We start from the raw sequence: 18160 nt of genomic DNA on the forward strand, positions 1-18160 counted from the left end.
AGTTATCCAATGGTATCAGGTGCTGATAACATGGCAAGTTATACTGCCAAATTTTTATCTAAACACAATGAGGTAGATATAATATTGGTACAAAAAAGCGATGCGCATAAAAAATATAAAATAATAAGAGATGAACTAGGAACAAGGATTTTTATCCCTAGTTCATCATCCCTTGACGATTATATTGATTATTTAGAAAAACTGGAACCAGATTTAATACATTTAGTGGATTTAGTAGATGAAGAGTTTTGTGATGTTGTTCAAAAGTTAAGTTATAAAGCTCCAGTTGTAGTAACTCCTGCAACAGATATTCGCTTATGGGAAAATCGAAGGAAAGGGCTTAATATATGTCGACTTGCAAAAAATATAGTTACTTTAACAGAGTACGAAGAAAAGAATCTTATACAAGAATTGGGATCAAAATATCTCAATAATATTGTTAGGATTTCCCAGGCTCCTGTAATAAGTGATGAAGAAATATTTGATTTTCGGGAAAAATATAATATTTCAATGGATGATCAAATAATTTTATTTCTTGGAAGAAAAATAAAATCAAAAGGCTATCATCTTTTATTGAAAGCAAGTAGTGACATAATAAAGAAACATCCTAATAGTAAATTTATTTTCATTGGACCTCATTATAAAGGATCTAAATTGATATTCGAAAGGTATAAAGGTAATAAAGCAATATTAGATTTAGGTCAAGTTTCAGAAAGAGAAAAACTTTCTGCATTACAAGCTTGTAATTTACTATGTTTACCTTCTACTGCAGATGTATTCCCATTGACATTCCTAGAAGCATGGCTGTGTAAGAAGCCAGTAGTTTCAGCTAACTTTCCAGGTGTTAAGAATATCGTTAACCATGGGGAAAATGGGCTGATAACAAATACGGAAATACAATCTATCTCAGCGAATATACAGTTTTTATTAGAAAATAAGTATCTCGCTCAGTTGTATGGGGAAAATGGGTATCAGAAGGTTATCAATCAATATTCATGGGAAAAGGTAACAGAAAATATTCAAGTGTTATATGAGAAAATTATTGAAAGGGAGGTAGAAACATATGAGAGCAGTAATAATGGCAGGGGGGAAAGGGATTAGATTACACCCATATACTAAAATCATCCCTAAACCACTTATTCCTTTGAATGAAATACCAATCTTAGAAGTTATTTTGAGACAACTTCAATACCATGGATTTACACATGTGACTCTAACTTTAAATTATAAGGCTCGTTTAATTCAAACTTATTTTGGAGATGGAAAAGAGTTAGGGTTAAATATTGACTATACAGTTGAAGATAAAGAAATGGGAACAATTGGACCACTAACATTAATAGAAAATTTGAATGAGCCTTTTTTATTAATGAATGCAGATATATTAACAGATTTGGACTTTGGAAAATTTTATAAAGAACATATTGATTCCAATGCAATTGGTACGGTCATGTTATATAACCATTCATTAAATGTTGATTTTGGTGTGGTAGAAAGAAATTCTATTGGTGAGATTACCGATTACCTTGAAAAGCCGTCTCACGATCTACTAATTTCTTCAGGGATTTATATGCTAAACCCTGAATCAATATTTTATTTAAATAAAGATGAAGAAATAGGTGCACCTGAATTTTTAAAAAAATTAATTAAATCACAAAAAATAGTTAAATCATATATTCATGAAGGTGTATGGATGGATATTGGGACAAAAAGAGGGTTAGACTTAGCTACCGATTTCTTTCAAAAAAATAAAAATCAATTATTGAATTTAAGTAAAGAAAATTTAATAGAAAAAGATAGGGTTGTATAAATTATGGATTGGAAAATACCTTTATATGATTTAACAATTGGTAAAGAAGAAATATCGGCTATAACTAAAGTATTAAAATCTCAATGGATATCTATGGGGGAAGAGACTAAAAAATTCGAGGTTCTATTTTCTGAAAACTTAAATATTAGTTTGCCAGGATTAGCTGTAAATAGTGGGACGGCTGCTCTACATACAGCTATGAAAATTTTAGATATTGGGCCAGGTGACGAAGTTTTAGTACCTTCAATGACATTTGTGGCGTCAGCTAATGCAGTAAAGATGGTGGGGGCTACACCAGTTTTTATAGATTCTACAAGCCACTATGATTTTAATTTAGATCCGGAAGTAATAGAGAGAAAAATAACTTCAAAAACAAAAGCTATAATTGTGGTGCATTATGGTGGTTATAGTGCAGATATGGATAGAATTATGCAGATAGCACATAGTTATGGAATAAAGGTCGTTGAAGACGTAGCACATGGACCATTTGTAAAGACTCCTAAGGGATTTTTAGGAACCATTGGAGACATAGGATGCTTTAGTTTCTTTTCAACAAAAAACATAACTACAGGTGAGGGTGGAATGCTTGTTACTTCCGACTCTAACTTACATGAGAGAGCACGCTTATTTAGATCCCATTCTATGAGCGTTAGCTCATGGGAAAAACATAAAGGGAGACCTACAACATACGATGTTAAGGAAGTAGGTATGAATTATAGGACTACAGATTTAGCATCTGCGATAGGGATTCAACAGATATATAAGTACAAAGACAATCAAAAAATAAGAGAAGCACTAGCTTCAGAATATAGGATAAATCTAAGACAAATAAAGGATGTGACAATACCTTTTGAATCCGTAAGTGTCTCAAAAAGTAGTCACCATATTTTCCCTATAATATTGCCTGAAAATATAAATAGGGATCTCGTTATTAGTAAGTTAAAAGAGGAAGGAATTCAAACAAGTGTACACTATCCCCCATGTCATTTATTTACACTATATAGACAGACACAAGGAACAAAAATAGGTGATTGTCCTATAGCTGAAGAAATTTCAGATAGAGAACTAACTTTACCTTTACATCCTAACCTGAATGTAAGTGATATTCATAGAGTTTGTTGTGTTTTAGAGCACACATTAAAGGAGAATATATAAGTTATGTATATAGGTTTCAACTATCATCCATCCAAAAGTGGCTGTCAATATTGGCATGAATGGGATGAAGATGAAGTAAGAACTGATTTGTTAAAAATGTCTCGTGAAGGGTTTAATGTAGTCAGGTTTTTCTTGTTTTGGAAAGATTTCGAACCTCATGAAGGAGTCTATGATTATCTTGTTGTAGAGCGGTTACATCAGTTTATTAAATTAGCAGATGAGGCTAATTTGTATTGTATTCCTTCAATTTTAACAATATGGATGAATGGACAAATATTTAAACTACCTTGGGATAATTCAACGGATGTATGGGGAAATATTAAACTTAAAACTAGAGCAGAGTGTTTTCTAGAGTTTATAGGTAAGGAACTAAGAGAGTATAAAAATATTTTATATTTTGACATAGGTGATGAAATAATATATGCAAATGAAAAAGCGGTTTTATCGCTGAAAAGTGACGAAGCAAATATATGGTTAAGAGATATGATTACTGCATTAAAAAAGGGGAATCCACAAAGTAGTGTAATTATGGCAAGTGATCATTTATCAGTAGTAGGAGAACATCCCTTTGTTTTATCTAATATTTCTAATAAATTAGATGCGGTTGCAATACATGGATTTCCTCTATGGACAAAATTCAATATTGAATCCAATAATTCATGGAAATCATCATTATATGTATCATTTCTAGTTTCAATAGCAAAATTATATGGTAAGCCCTTAGTTGATGAATTTGGTTTGTATGGTTGTTCCGATGATATAAGAGCTGATTATATGTTGACGAGTGGATTAAGTAGTATTTTACATGGAGCAACAGGAATTATTTCATGGTGTTGGAAAGATTTTGAGACTGTTAAAGAGCCTTTTAATTTAAGACCGGGAGAAAGGTTTGTTGGTTTTTATAGCTCTTCTGGAAAGCCTAAAAAGAGTGTATACAGTTTGAAAGAATGTGTAAAAATTTCCAATAAGATACGAGATGGAAAGTTGAGTGAAAAAAAGGTAGGGATTTTTTTACCAGAAGAGCAGTTTAAAGAAAATGATAAGAATTTAGATTTTACACAAAAATCAATATCTCAATTCTACGCGTTTTTATTGCTAAAAAAGACGCAAATCCCAACAGAATTTTGTAGGGAAAATCTAGAACAGTATAAAGCAATTCTATTCCCTTCAAACTTACATTTGACAAATGAAGATTTAGAAAATTTGAAAAAATATGTATACCAAGGTGGAATATTGATCTATAGTACAGGGAATTACTTATACGGACATGGGATATCTGACCTATTTGGAATAGAATTAGAAGATTATACATTAAACAATGAGGATTTTAGAAGTTTTGAATATGAAGGGACTTCATATTACGTCGAATGGGAAAATTTAAAAGATAATCAAATTCCAATTATAAGAGAAAATCAAGCAGAAGTGTTAGCAAGATTTAATGAATCGAAGAAGCCTATTATAACAAGAAATTCATATGGAAAAGGGAAAGTTTACTATATTAATATCCCAATAGAGTCGCTATTAAATAAGCCTTACGCTATGGAAAAAGAAAATTTTTATAAAATTTATAAAAATATCCTTTATGCAGAAGGAATTGATGCACCAGCACAATTCTCATCGCCTTTTGTTGATGTACACATTTTAAATTATCATAACCATAATAATTGCGTTTTAATTAATCATTCCCCAAGAGAGCAAAATGGGAAGTTATTTATTAATAACACTTATATAGATATAAAAATGCAACCTAAGTCAGTAAAAGAAATAAAAGTATTCAAGGATAAGGAGAATGGCGATGAAAGCAGCTCTGTTAAGAGGACCTAGACTCATCCAGATTCAAGATGTTCCAGTTCCAAGTATTTTACATCCTAAAGATGCTGTTATAAAAGTTACTTTAACTTCTATTTGTGGTACAGATATGCATCCGTATAGAGGAGAACTTAATGACTTTATACATAATACAATAATGGGACATGAATTTACAGGAATTGTAGAATCTGTAGGTAATGAAGTTGAAAATATCCAAGTAGGGGATAGAGTTGTCGTCTCTGATATTGTTGCGTGTGGAGATTGTTGGTACTGTCAAAAAGATATGCATTACCATTGTGAACATGTTTCATTATTTGGCTATGGCGAAGTTGTGGGAGAGTATATCCCAGGTGGACAGGCTGAAAAAGTTAGAGTCCCATACGCTGATAAGCTTTTATTAAAAGTTCCAGAGAATGTATCTGACGAAAAGGCTATTTTTGTTGGTGATATATTATCTACCGGATACGCCTGTGCTATGGAGGGACAAATAAAAGAAGATGATTGCGTAGTAGTTATCGGTGGTGGACCTGTAGGACTAATGACAATTTTGTGTTCAAAGATGTTTACAAAGTCAAAAGTCTTTTTAATTGAACCTAATGAAAATAGACATTTAATTGCTAAGAAATTAGGAGCGATACCTCTCAAGCCGAATGAGTTAAATCAAATTTATAATTTTACAAATCAAAGAGGTGCCGATGTGATACTTGAGGCCGTAGGGACAGATAATACACTTCAAACAGCTTTAGATCTAGTACGTCCTAAAGGTAATGTAGTATGTGTAGGAGCGCATCATTCAAAGGCTATGCCATTTAATACTGAGAAGTCTTTTGCAAAAGAGTTATCATTAAAATTTGTGGTTGGGGACCCTTTAAAATATGGAGAGTTACTTTTAGAAAAAATCAAAGATGGGGAACTAGACCCTAGTGTTATTATTTCCCATCGTATGTCTTTTGGGAACATTGAAACAGCTTATAAAATGTTCGAGAGTCAAGAAGCTTTGAAAATTGTTTTAAGTCTAGGAGAATCGAGGGTATGAAAAATGAGTAGAGAAGAGATTTTAACGAAGTTAAAACTCGTATTATCAGATAATAATATTTCTACACAGGAATTAAAGATGGAGGATAGGATTGGCTATGGAAAATTAAAAATTGATTCTATCAAATTTATGAAATTAATGGTTGATTTAGAGAATGAATTTAATATTGAGTTAGACTATCGAGAAACTTTTGATGAACATAGTAATACGATTGAACATCTAGTTCAATATATTGAACATGGAAATAGGTCTTGAAAAAAATTAATAAATCCAAGAGGTTTGGTGCATTAATTTTAGCTGCGGGTGAATCAAGTAGAATGGGAAAACCTAAGCAACTTTTATCAATAAATAATGAAACTATGATACAGCATGTCATAAAACAAGTAGTACAAGCAGGATTCAATCAAATTATTTTAGTGTTAGGTTTTATGGACAAGACAGTAGAGAAGAGCATTTCAATAAAGATAAGAAAGAAAGTTGAAATTGTTCGAAATGATCAATACAAAAAAGGAATCTCATCATCAATAAAAATAGGTATAGGTAGCTTTAAAGGTGACATACCTGTTTTTATTTTCTTAGGAGATCAGCCTATAATTTCTCAAAAATTGATACTTGAGATGAAAACATGCTATCTCAAGTATCAATACGATGCGATACGTAATAATTATAATAATACCCCTGCACATCCCGTGTTGTTAGGACCAAAATTACTTAAAAAAGTCGATGAACTAGAAGGTGACAAGGGATTCAACACTTTAATAAATAAAAATAAGATATCGGTTAAAAATATAGATAATTCAAATGATTTTCCAATAATAGATATTGATACTCAAGAAGACTATTTTAAATTTATAAAATTAAAAGAGGGGTATGAATGTGACCAATAAAGTCCCTATTGAAATAATGGTGAATGGGGAAAAAATTAATACTGCTGTTTCTTCTATTCAACCGTTAGTACATTTTTTAAGAGATAATCTAAAACTAACAGGTACTCATATAGGCTGTGATTGTGTTTCATGTGGTGCTTGCACGGTGCTACTGGATGATGAACCCGTAAAATCATGTGCTATCTTAGCAGCACAGTGTAACCAAAAACAAATAACTACAGTAGAAGGTTTGGAGACAGATCAGGGATATAGTATATTACAGAAAAGTTTCCAACAGCAATATGCTCTCCAATGTGGATATTGCACGCCAGGTTTTTTGATGATTGGTACTTATATTACTAAAAATTTTACAGAATTAAAGGATGAAGAAATCGCAGAGCTATTAAGAGGGAATTATTGTAGATGTACTGGCTATACTCCTATTATCAAAGCAATAAAAGAAAGTTTAGGGAAAGAATAGATAACACTCTTCCGAAAGTGAGGATGCTGACAGATATATAGTATAGAACTTAAATATATTCTTGCTACAGGATGTGTATGATAACGAGAGTGAAGTTTGTATTTTAAAAATTAAATAAATACGGGACCGTTAAAGAATGGATTATGCATTTAATACTATTTATGTTTTGTTCTAATAAAATAATTTCATGTATTTATCTAATGAAAAATTTTTAAGGGGTTAATAGATGGAAACCATAGAGAAATTATTAAGTGAAACAATAAAGGGGCGAAAAACTGCATTAGCTACAGTTATAAATACTAAGGGTTCAACGTACCGTAAGCGGGGAGCTCAAATGGTTATTAATGATAAAGGAATAGGATATAGCCAGTTAAGTGGGGGGTGCATAGAAAATAACATAATTGATAAATCCTTAGACGTAATGAATAATCAAACAGGTTTTGATATTGGCAGTTATTTAAATCTTTCACAACCAGATCCTATTTTTGGTTTTGATAAAGGTTGTAAAGGCGACATGGATATTCTGATTTTAGATACTAAGCAATTACAACCACATCTTCATACTATATATAATAGTTTAAATAAAAACGAGACTGTACTAGTTGGTACCATTATTAATCATATTGATTTTAGGCTAGTAGGGGAGAGTTTTATCAAATATGAAAATTCTGATCTGAAAATTCTGAATAAGTCTGATTTACTAGATCCCAAAATCAAAGAGGCTTTGAATAATGTAGAAATTAAAACAGGTTTGTATCATGATGAGAACAATAAGGTAGGCATATTTATTCAAGCGTTTTATCCCCAAAAAGAAATAATTGTTATGGGGGCAGGAAATGATGTATTTCCTATTATGGAAATAGCAAAAAAATTAAATTTTGAACTAAGAATAAATGATTTTAGGGAGAGCTTAATTAAAAGATTTACTAACAGATGCAAAGAAGTTACTTTACTTTCTAATAACATAGAGAATGTTGAATCCTATTTAACAAATATGAGTAAGAATACACCAGTTGTTATTATGAGTCATAATTTTTCGTTTGACTGTTTATGTTTAAAAAGTGCTATTGATCTAGGGTTTAAGTACATTGGTGTAATGGGACCAAGACATAGATTAAATAATTTAATGACAGAAATTGATGCTACGGAAACCAATTCTATTCATTGTCCAATTGGGATAAATATAGCTGCACAAACACCTGAAGAAATTGCAATAAGCATTTTAGGAGAAATTATAAATTACTATAATGATCAAACAAATACATGGAGGTAATAAAATGGATCAAATTAAAGAGAGAATAGTAAAAACTTTAATTGAAGCTTCTGAAGGAGCATTAGATAAAGAAACTATTATGGAAGTTAAGGATGATATAAGTGCTTTATCTTTAAATTCGTTAACTATTATTAGATGGTTGGTAAGTATGGAGGAGGAATTTAATATTGAGTTAGATATGGAAAAGGTATTACTAGAAAATAAATTAATTTGGTCATTTGAAAAAATAACAAAGTATATAAATACAAAAGTTAATGGGGAGGCTGTTTAATTATGATACTGGAAAATAGAATTCTAGATTTTAAACTTTTAACTTCGAATGGGAAAGAGCTACGTTTAAATGATTATTTAGGTAAATATATTGTTTTGTTTTTCTATCCTAAAAATGGAACACCAGGTTGTACAAAAGAAGCTTGTTCATTTAGGGATAATTATAGTGAGTTTCAACAACTCGAGGATGTAGAGCTATTTGGAATTAGCGCAGATAATTTAGAATCTCATCAAAAATTTAGTGATGATTACAAATTACCATTTCAGTTATTAAGTGATGAGAATTTTGAAGTTGCTAAACGATATGGTGTGTTTGAAGAGAAAAAGTTTCTTAATAAGGTTATTAAATCAATTAATCGAACCACATTTATTTTAGATAAAAAAGGTATTATCCAAAAAATTTTTACGGATGTTAATCCAAGTAATCACGCAAAAGAAGTGTTGGAAGAATTGGGAAAAGTTAGAAAGTAAAATACGTGGTTTTACTTTCTAACTTTTACAAATTAAATGGGGGGAATGAGGTGGTTATTTGAATACTAAACCTCTGCGGAAAGAAGATAATAGATTTATTACTGGTAAGGGGAGATACGTATGCGATATTAACCTTCCTGATATGCATTATGTTACTTTTGTCAGAAGTACAGTCCCGCATGCGTTTATTGAAGAAATTGATAAAACAGATGCCCTCATAGAAGGGGTAATTGGTATATTTACAAGTGAGGATTTAGATCCTAACCTGGGGGAGATTTCAATTGTATGGCCTGTAGAGAACCTGAAAAATCCAGGACATCCCTTGTTAGCAAAAGAAAAGGTAAGATTCGTAGGAGAGCCTATTGTCATAATAATTGCTGTAAGTAGAGAAATAGCTTTATTAGCAGCTAGTAAAGTTAAGGTAAGATATAAAAAATTAAAAGCTATTACAAATCTATTGGAAGCAATAGATAACAAAGATGTATCTGTACATGAAAATATTAAGGAAAACGTAGCTTACAATATAAAAAAAACATTTGGAAATAAGAAAGAGATTGAAAATGCAGTACATTCTTTTGAACAGAGAATCATAATTCCAAGGGTAGCACCTCTACCAATGGAGACTAGAGGAGTAGTAACTTACTATGATGAGTATCAGGATACGCTAACAATGTGGACTTCTACTCAACTTCCCCATGCTTTACGATTATCTTTATCAATTGCTTTAGGACATCCGGAAAATCGTTTGTATGTGAAATGTCCTGATGTAGGTGGGGCATTTGGTTCAAAAATGAATGTTTATAGGGAAGAAGTTCTGTTAGCTTACTTTGCTAAGAAAATAAAAAGGCCTCTTAAGTTTATAGAGACAAGAAATGAAAATTTTTGTACGACTACCCATGGTAGAGATCAAATACATGATGTAAAGGTCTACTATAATCCTGCAGGAAAAATCCTAGGAATAGATTTATTATTACATGCAAATATGGGAGCATATTTGCATGTAGCTACACCGGGAATGCCTATCTATACTTCAAAGATGTTATCAGGGTGCTACAATATTCCTTATATAAATGTTGATATAAAAGCATATTATACTAATCAAGTAGCCATAGATGCATATAGGGGAGCAGGAAGGCCTGAAGCAATCTATTTATTAGAAAGAATTATAGATATCATAGCTCTAAAATGTGGTATAAATCCTGTAGAAATAAGAATGAGAAATTTCATAAAATCCTATGAATTTCCTAAAAGTGTAGTTACTGGATTGACTTATGATAGTGGTGACTACCATAAATCTTTAATAAAATTAATAAAAATTAGTGAATATGAAAAATGGAAAAAAGAGCAGTTAATGAGAAGGGAAAATAAAAGTAACTATCAGTTAGGTATAGGCCTTTCGAGTTATGTAGAATTTTGTGGAACTGGTCCATCTAAGGAACATAAGGCAATCGGTTTGATGACGAGTGGTTTTGAATCTGCTGTTGTTAGGATTCATCCTTTAGGTTCTGTAACTGTTATTTCTGGATCATGCCCGGCTGGTCAAGGACATGAAACTGCATGGTCATTAATAGTATCACAAGAACTAGGAATAAATTTTGAAGATATTGAGGTAATTACCGGTGAGACAAGCAATGTACCTTGGGGGGGAGGGACTTATGGTAGTAGGAGTGCTGCTGTTGGTGGAAGTGCTATATACAAGGCGTGTCAGCAAATTATTAATAAATCAAAGATATACTTATCTGCGATTTGGGACAAAGATATTCGTTCCATTCAATTTGAAAAAGGATTATTCTTCATTAATGAAAAACAGACTATGAGGATTGAAGAAGTGACACAAAAATTATACTTAGCCCATGATCTTCCAGAAGGTGTTGATCCAGGTTTAGAGGCAACGGTATTTTTTGAACCCTCTAGCCTTACATTTCCTTTTGGTTCGCATTTATGCATTGTCGAAATTAATATTTTAACTGGTGAACCCAAAATATTAGAGTATTTTGCAGTGGATGACTGTGGACATATACTTCATGAAGAGCTTGTTGAAGGGCAGATTAAAGGAGGTATAGTCCAGGGGATGGGACAAGCACTATTAGAAGAAGTATGTAATGACGAAGATAATGAAGTCCCTTTTTCACAATCTTTTCGAACATACCAATTACCAAGAGCGATGGATATTCCTAAAATCACACTAGAAAAGACAATCACCCCATCTCCCGTAAACCCTTTAAAAGTTAAAGGAGTAGGTGAAGCAGGTACAATAGGAAGTCCACCGGCTATAATAAATGCAATCGTAGATGCAATATCTATATTTGGTATAGAGCATATTGATATGCCTGCAACATCAGATAAAATTTGGTCATTAATACAGGAGGCTAACAATGGTGGAATACATGGCACCTAAAAGTCTTGAGGATGCAATAAAAGCATTAACTGAAAAAAAGGAAAAAAAAGTAATATTAAGCGGTGGACAAGTTGTAACAAACCAAATAGTAAAAGGAACTCTCTTCCCAGATACGGTTTTAGATATAACAAGAATTCCGGAACTTAAAGAAATTAGAGTAGAAGAAAATGGTGTGTTTTTAGGGGCGTGTCTTACACATACCGATATTTTAAATAATCACATAGTAGTAGAATCTCTTCCAGCTTTTTATCAAGCAGCGGGCACTATAGGAGATTTACAAGTCCGGAATAGAGCAACAATTGGTGGAACAATTTGTGATGCTAATTTGTCAGGAGATTATTGGGGGGGATGGTACCTTACTAATGCTTTAGTTTGGATAAGATCTAAAAATAACTTGAAGAAGGTACCTATAAAAGAATTAGTAAAGGGACAAAATAAATTATATTTAAAATCAGATGAACTTATTTTGGGAATAGAAATTCCTAAAATACATAATAGTCTATATATTAAATTTTACTTAAAGAGTAGGCAAATGCTTGGTGTCACCATTGTTAATGAAAAAGCTGCTATTACAGGAATTAATGAGTATCCAATAATAATAGATTTATATAGAACTAATATTACTGAGTTATTTGATTATACTAGCATCTCGAAATATAAAAAATATAAAATTTCTATGGTTCAACATATACTAAATCAGTTTAAAGGGGGGCTTAAGGATGAAAATAGACTTATTTAAAAAATGGTTAAACCCATATGCAACAGTTGTAAGAGATCTGGCTTTAGAAAGTGATAGGGCTGGTAAACCTGTTAATACTTTTGTTGAGGATTCCTATTTCAAGCCTCTTCATTTTTTTAAAACACCTTCTAGATATTGGGATGGAATTACTTTAAAGGATGGAAATAAAGTATTCGGTACAACGGCATTAGAGAATGTCATCTTTGTAGAAGAAATAGCTTATGGAGATCCAAGTTTATATTTATCCCTTCCAGGTCCGAATCTTTCGGGAACAATAGTGGATAAAATAGGAACGCAAGAACAAAGGGATAATTTTTTTGAATATTTCATCAATAATAATTCTTGGTCAGCCTTTGCATTAACAGAGCCAACCGCGGGGTCTGATGTAGCCAATATGCTAATGACTGCAGAAAAAGGAGAAAACAATACTTATTTATTAAATGGTCAAAAAAGATATGTAGGAAATGGGGCTATTGCAGATTATATGGTTGTTTTTGCTAAAAAGACAAAGAAAGATTTACCAAAAAATAAAAGTATTTTTTTAGATGCTTTTTTAATTAATAAAAATAATAATTTATCCAATATTAAACAGAGTGTCGATAATACACTCGGATTAAAATCGGCTCGTTTAGGAAAGATTGAGTTTACTGATTTTCTAGTAACAGAGCAAGATATTTTGGGACATGACAAGAGTTCGTTAAAAAGAGGGATAAGAGGAGCGATGGAAACATTTTTACACATGAGACCGGCAACAGCTGCAATTGCTATTGGATTAAGTAAAGCTATTATAGATTATGTACAAACATGCGTGAATCATGAATATAATAAATTTATTTTAGACAGGTTGAAATGGGAAGTTGAAAGAGGAAGAGTATTAACATTGCAAGCAGCTATTACATGTGATGCTGGTAATTTTAACTCATATTATTCATCAATGGCAAAGCAGTATATGAATGGTGTAGTAGTAAAGGTAGTTAGAGAATGCTCAAAATTAATGGGGGACTACGGATTGATAGAGCATCCTCTTTTGGAAAAGTGGTTAAGAGATGCAAGAATGATAGAGTTTATGGAGGGTTCAACCAATATATTGAAAATGGATATCAAAAATAAAATGATGAATGGTAGGTTGTAAGACTATGAATCCTATTGCCTTATCACATATATCTAGTTATATACCTAGTAAGAAAATTGATATTCCTGAAGTTGCAAGAATGATAAATGCTGTTGATTATCCGTTTAGTAAAAGCGATATTGATAGATTTGACAGCAATTTAGGTTTTAAATGTGTACCAATAGAGGAAAAATTAAGTTTGGAGGAGATGCTTTACAAGGCTTGTACTCCAACAATATGTAAATTACAAAAAGAGGGTAAAGCGATAGATAGAATAATATTGACTAGGACTTCTCAGATATATTGGCATGAGCAAAATATATTTCGTAAACTGATGCATGATTATGATTTATTGGACATACCCACATTTTCTGTTGCTCAACAAAATTGCGCTTCTATTCATACTTCTTTATTATTAGCACAACAATTACTTAATTCCAATGAAGAAATGGAAGGGATATTATTAGTAAGTGGAGATAAAGCCTTTCATCCAAGCCTACGACGTATCCCTGATTCATTATTAGGTGATAGTGCTAGTTGTTGTTATTTGAGTAAAAATCTTAAAGGGAACCACCATACAATTCAAATTATAAAAAATAATGTTGATGCGGTAACGTATAATGGCGTGAATTCTACCCCAAATCAGTTAGAATGGTTTAATACAACGTACTATTTTGCTATTAGACAAATAGTGAGGGAAGTATTAAAAGAGGCAAATCTTACATTAGAACAGATCAGCCTTATAATTGGGAGCAATGCTAACTATAAGACGTGGCTAAAAGTATCAGAAATACTTGATTTTCCTATAGAAAAATTCTATACGGACACTATAGATAAGGTAGGACATTTATACTGTTCAGATATTCTATTTAATTTACAAATGATTGATATAGAAAAAAAAATAAAACCAGGTTCTTATTATCTAACTATTACAGTGGGGCTAGGAGGTACATATGGTTGTGCTTTACACCAGTATCTATAAGGAGGTCATAGTGTGAATAGTTTTTTTTTATCAATTTTAAATGTTGAAAATCCCTTATATGCTAATAAGGCAGACTATTTGCAAGATTTTAATAAAAAACAAACGAACGTAGACAGCGCTTTGGATTGGCTGTTCGAGGATAATATTCATAACATACCGTCAATTCATGATTCAAAAAAACAAGAAGAGTTTCTTTCAAAAACAATCAAAGTACCTACATTTAATGCTCCTCATTCAGATATTTTAATAAAATTAATAAGTGAATCTAATATACCCGCTGATGAAATAGATGTATTATGTTACTGTCATGAAACGTTAGAACAAAGTCATAGTATGTTACCTGTACTTAAGGCTAAGAAGGAATTAAAATTAAAAAAAGCTTTGCCATTTTCAATTGGGCAAGCAGGCAGCTTAAGTAGTATTATGGCTATGGACATAGCGAAAGCTCTATTGAACAATGGGTATAATAATTTTCTGGCTACTATTGTAGATTCGATGCATGCTCCTTTTTCACGTTCTGCTTTTAATGGCTATACAAAAGGGGATGTGGCAATTTCTTTGCTATTAAATAACCAGAATGGTGATTACAAAATTAAATATTTTAAAGTATATCCTACCTGCCATAATATAAGTCCTGCGCATTGGAGTATCAATGATTATTTAACTGCTGAGGATTTACTAGTTGCAAAATATAGAGAATTATTGGATGATATTAATAATAAAGAACATTCAATTAAATGGACAGTATATCAGAACGTATCCAATAGATTAGATAATATGTTTAAAGAGATAGGATTTAACAAAGGATTAAATTCTTGGAATCGAATAAAATCTCAAGAGATAAATCTATTAAGTAGTGATGTTTTTTTATCACTAATAGATTTAGAGTCTAATAAGAAATTAAAACCAGGAGATGATATATTGCTTGTATCTGCAAGCATTGATCATGGGATTGCAGGGGTAGTTTTAGAAAAAATGTGAGAGAGTTAGAGTGGGGGAAAAAGTAATGGTAAAAATATTAACAGAATTCCTTAGACCTAAAAGTATGGAAGAGGTCCTAGGACAGTCGCATTTAAAAAAGAAAAATCATCCTATTATGAAAATGCTAGAGAATAAAAATCTTAAATCTATCTTACTATATGGTCCCCCAGGTACAGGTAAATCGAGTTTAGCGAAGATTTTAGCAAAATCATCGGATCTGCCTTTTGAAGAGATGAATGCAACAGTAAATTCAACTGGTGATATTCGAGAAGTAATCGAAAAGCACTCCAGTTCTTTTGTGCTGATATTAGATGAGATTCACTATTTAAATAAAAGGTTGCAAAGTATTTTATTATCGTATATGGAAGAAGGGAAAGTTATTTGTATTGGTACAACAACTGAAAATCCATATAAAACAATCGCGGATGCTATTCGGTCCAGAATGTTTTTAACAAAAGTATATCCTCCAAACAGAACAGAAGTGAAGTTATTAATCCAGAAAATAAAAAAAATTTTTAATAATATTGAGATTGAGCCTGAAGCAGAAGAATTAATAATGGGTGCGTATGAGAATGATGTTAGAAAGTTTATAACGACCTTAGATTTATTATTTAATATAGAAGAGAATATTATAACCTTAGAGGATGTACAATCAGTTTTAGGAATTACTCAAGGGGATGATCCTTCAAAGTTAATGTCAGCTTTTATTAAATCTCTACGTGGGAGTGATGAGAATGCTTCACTCTACTATCTATGTCGTATGATACGCGTTGGAGTTCCAGGTAGCCAAATATTTAGAAGGCTGTCTATTTTTGCAGCTGAAGATGTAGGACTTGCAAAACCTGATGTTATGCAGTCTATTGCAAGTGCGCAACAATTATATAATAATCTAGGCGATGAAGAATACGACTCAATATTAATATTAGCAAATTTGGTAGTGTATCTTTCTTTAATTCCAAAATCAAGAAGTATTGTTGAAGCTGTACAAACAACATTTAAGGAAATTGAAAGTGGATATTTACCGAGTGTGCCAGAATATTTGTTGAACTATTATAAAGGAAATAAAAAAGCGGGGGAAATAGACACTCCTTTTCTGCCTGAATCGTGTAAAAACAGAGTATTTTTTACACCATGGGATGTTGGACAAGAGGTAAGTGTAAGGAAGTTTTTGGAAAAGAGAAGGAATAGCTAGATAGATAATTACTAAGGAGGAAATTTTTTAGCTAAGTACAAACATAACAAATACCAATCTAAACTTAGATTGGTATTTGTTATGTTTGTAAAAATATATTAATGCTCATTTTTATATTGAGAATGATAAGGTTGTAATGATAAATATTTAAAATGCATTATTATCCCTTTAAATACTTTGAAAATAATTCTTTAATTTTTTCGGGCCATAGTTGGGTATCTAAACCATACTGAGCCAAGAATGCAAATATCCATCTCTCTAAACCAAATGCCATACAACTCGTAGAGGCAAATTCATTATTATTTTTAATTGAAAAAGCTTGTCCAAAAACATTACCATGGTAATTAGATGAACTTACTGAAATAGAACTATTTAGATAAGGAATCTTGAATTTTAACTCATACTTCATATCCAGATCTCTTTGGAAAAAAGATTTAACTTTATAATCATTTGTAAAAAATGGATCATTAGCATTTTCAAGGAAAGAATCAATTTCCCATATGTTAAGAAATTCTTTCAATAATATAATTGATTTTTCACGCATTGATTTTACGTATTCGTCACTACCGATAAAGATAATTTCTCTCATTGAAAAATCAAGTAATCTGCCAAAATCTGAATGATTATTTGATTCATATCGGCTACATCTTCCAACAGATGTTATTGTACTCCCCTCATCAGGGACTTCTTTATTTTCTAAACTTTGATAACAATGGTAGCAAACAGCTGGATTTTTAACAAGGCTAGTTGTTCTGACGTCATTAGGTTTAATCATATCTGTATTCAAACCATCGTTCGCTCTTACATTTTCTGTGAACTTATCTATATTCGTTAACTCTTCTTCTAAATGTTGAGTAAATAGTACATGATGCGGGAAAGAAGTGAAGTGATTGGTTTTATTTAAAGTATCCATTGAAATTAATGTAGGATAATATTCATTTACAGCACCTAGTGGTTTTGCAACATAATCAACAATTAATTGGTCTAAAAAAAGGATTAAGTCTGAGAAAGGGGGACGGAATGTGAAGATTCCCTCATGATTTTTCACAATAATATTTTGATCTATAAGTTGTGTAAATATGTCATTTATATAAGGTGGTTGTACCGAATGCTCATGAATAATTTGACTTTTAAAAGGAAGATTCCTTCCTCCTGAAATTCTTTCTGTTAACTTGTGGACTAGTTTTTCTAGATGAATAGTAATTTTTTCAGTATGATCAATCTTAATTTTATCATGATCAATTTTACAAGAGATAATATTATTATTTAAAAAACGAAGCAGGTACTGGAATTGTTGGAATTCTTCTTCATTTTTTGTGAAATTATCAATAATTAGCTCATTCATTTCAAAACAACTCCTTTTTTATTTTGTACAAAAGTTATTATTTTATTAATAGTAGTAAAATTATCTAGTGTTAATTCTTCATCAAATACTTCAAATTCAAAATAAACTTCTAAGTCTACAATAAAATGCATAAATGCAATAGAGTTGAAACCAACGAATAATAAGTCTTGATCATCGTCTGTATTACTATCAATGTGAATTTGTTTTTGAAGCAACTCAATAATAGAATCTCGCATAAAATCTT

General features: G+C 31.4%; 19 protein-coding genes. 17 read left to right on the top strand and 2 right to left on the bottom strand.

The annotated features are described in order from the left end of the window. Nucleotides 1–9: 9 nt before the first annotated feature. The 17 genes from QCI77_RS28600 (at nucleotide 10) to QCI77_RS28680 (ending at nucleotide 16571) form a co-directional block, all read left to right on the top strand. Nucleotides 10–1101, top strand: coding sequence for a glycosyltransferase family 4 protein (locus QCI77_RS28600; RefSeq protein WP_353825914.1), 1092 nt, complete (start codon nucleotides 10–12; stop codon nucleotides 1099–1101). Then, nucleotides 1064–1807, top strand: coding sequence for a sugar phosphate nucleotidyltransferase (locus QCI77_RS28605; protein ID WP_088031216.1), 744 nt, complete (start codon nucleotides 1064–1066; stop codon nucleotides 1805–1807). Before QCI77_RS28600 ends, QCI77_RS28605 begins: the two co-directional genes overlap by 38 nt. Nucleotides 1808–1810: 3 nt before the next feature. Beyond that, on the top strand, nucleotides 1811–2962 hold the full coding sequence (locus tag QCI77_RS28610; RefSeq protein ID WP_353825915.1) for a DegT/DnrJ/EryC1/StrS family aminotransferase: 1152 nt from the start codon (nucleotides 1811–1813) through the stop codon (nucleotides 2960–2962). A gap of 3 nt (nucleotides 2963–2965) precedes the next feature. After that, the gene (locus QCI77_RS28615) at nucleotides 2966–4786 is read left to right on the top strand and encodes a beta-galactosidase trimerization domain-containing protein (RefSeq protein ID WP_353825916.1); all 1821 of its coding nucleotides are present in this window, start codon (nucleotides 2966–2968) and stop codon (nucleotides 4784–4786) included. Then, nucleotides 4758–5807 carry an alcohol dehydrogenase catalytic domain-containing protein gene (locus tag QCI77_RS28620; protein WP_215553230.1) on the top strand — a complete coding sequence of 350 codons (1050 nt, stop codon included), beginning with the start codon at nucleotides 4758–4760 and terminating at the stop codon, nucleotides 5805–5807. The genes QCI77_RS28615 and QCI77_RS28620 overlap by 29 nt, the downstream gene beginning before the upstream one ends. 3 nt (nucleotides 5808–5810) lie before the next feature. Continuing rightward, a complete protein-coding gene (locus QCI77_RS28625) occupies nucleotides 5811–6062 on the top strand; it encodes an acyl carrier protein (RefSeq protein ID WP_088031212.1) in 252 nt (83 codons plus the stop codon). Then, nucleotides 6059–6694, top strand: coding sequence for a nucleotidyltransferase family protein (locus QCI77_RS28630; RefSeq protein ID WP_193648216.1), 636 nt, complete (start codon nucleotides 6059–6061; stop codon nucleotides 6692–6694). Before QCI77_RS28625 ends, QCI77_RS28630 begins: the two co-directional genes overlap by 4 nt. After that, nucleotides 6684–7154 carry a (2Fe-2S)-binding protein gene (locus tag QCI77_RS28635; protein WP_088031210.1) on the top strand — a complete coding sequence of 157 codons (471 nt, stop codon included), beginning with the start codon at nucleotides 6684–6686 and terminating at the stop codon, nucleotides 7152–7154. Before QCI77_RS28630 ends, QCI77_RS28635 begins: the two co-directional genes overlap by 11 nt. Nucleotides 7155–7380: 226 nt before the next feature. Then, complete coding sequence (locus tag QCI77_RS28640; RefSeq protein WP_193648215.1) at nucleotides 7381–8427, top strand: XdhC family protein; 1047 nt, start codon at nucleotides 7381–7383, stop codon at nucleotides 8425–8427. 4 nt (nucleotides 8428–8431) lie between these two features. Continuing rightward, nucleotides 8432–8698, top strand: a complete 267-nt coding sequence (locus QCI77_RS28645) for a phosphopantetheine-binding protein (protein WP_168388009.1) — start codon at nucleotides 8432–8434, stop codon at nucleotides 8696–8698. A 2-nt stretch (nucleotides 8699–8700) separates the two neighbouring features. Beyond that, nucleotides 8701–9168: a peroxiredoxin gene (locus QCI77_RS28650; RefSeq protein WP_353825918.1), complete on the top strand. Its 468-nt coding sequence runs from the start codon at nucleotides 8701–8703 to the stop codon at nucleotides 9166–9168. A gap of 58 nt (nucleotides 9169–9226) precedes the next feature. Next, the gene (locus QCI77_RS28655) at nucleotides 9227–11566 is read left to right on the top strand and encodes a xanthine dehydrogenase family protein molybdopterin-binding subunit (protein ID WP_353825919.1); all 2340 of its coding nucleotides are present in this window, start codon (nucleotides 9227–9229) and stop codon (nucleotides 11564–11566) included. Further along, complete coding sequence (locus QCI77_RS28660; RefSeq protein WP_353825920.1) at nucleotides 11544–12305, top strand: FAD binding domain-containing protein; 762 nt, start codon at nucleotides 11544–11546, stop codon at nucleotides 12303–12305. The genes QCI77_RS28655 and QCI77_RS28660 overlap by 23 nt, the downstream gene beginning before the upstream one ends. Continuing rightward, entirely contained in the window at nucleotides 12286–13437 is a 1152-nt protein-coding gene (locus QCI77_RS28665; RefSeq protein WP_241139172.1) for an acyl-CoA dehydrogenase family protein, read from the top strand. The genes QCI77_RS28660 and QCI77_RS28665 overlap by 20 nt, the downstream gene beginning before the upstream one ends. Nucleotides 13438–13441: 4 nt before the next feature. Then, nucleotides 13442–14398 carry a 3-oxoacyl-[acyl-carrier-protein] synthase III C-terminal domain-containing protein gene (locus tag QCI77_RS28670; RefSeq protein WP_176280901.1) on the top strand — a complete coding sequence of 319 codons (957 nt, stop codon included), beginning with the start codon at nucleotides 13442–13444 and terminating at the stop codon, nucleotides 14396–14398. Nucleotides 14399–14410: 12 nt separating this feature from the next. Next, on the top strand, nucleotides 14411–15379 hold the full coding sequence (locus QCI77_RS28675) for a beta-ketoacyl-[acyl-carrier-protein] synthase family protein (RefSeq protein ID WP_353825921.1): 969 nt from the start codon (nucleotides 14411–14413) through the stop codon (nucleotides 15377–15379). Between the two features lie 25 nt (nucleotides 15380–15404). After that, complete coding sequence (locus tag QCI77_RS28680) at nucleotides 15405–16571, top strand: AAA family ATPase (protein WP_353825922.1); 1167 nt, start codon at nucleotides 15405–15407, stop codon at nucleotides 16569–16571. 160 nt (nucleotides 16572–16731) lie between these two features. Here QCI77_RS28680 and QCI77_RS28685 read toward each other — a convergent pair whose 3' ends face one another. Both QCI77_RS28685 and QCI77_RS28690 read right to left on the bottom strand, forming a co-directional pair. Further along, a complete protein-coding gene (locus QCI77_RS28685; protein WP_353825923.1) occupies nucleotides 16732–17916 on the bottom strand; it encodes a hypothetical protein in 1185 nt (394 codons plus the stop codon). Further along, complete coding sequence (locus QCI77_RS28690) at nucleotides 17913–18152, bottom strand: acyl carrier protein (protein ID WP_088031199.1); 240 nt, start codon at nucleotides 18150–18152, stop codon at nucleotides 17913–17915. The genes QCI77_RS28685 and QCI77_RS28690 overlap by 4 nt, the downstream gene beginning before the upstream one ends. Nucleotides 18153–18160: the final 8 nt, after the last annotated feature.

Origin of the sequence: Bacillus cereus group sp. MG9, from assembly GCF_040459995.1 — a bacterium.
Lineage (GTDB): Bacteria > Bacillota > Bacilli > Bacillales > Bacillaceae_G > Bacillus_A > Bacillus_A mycoides.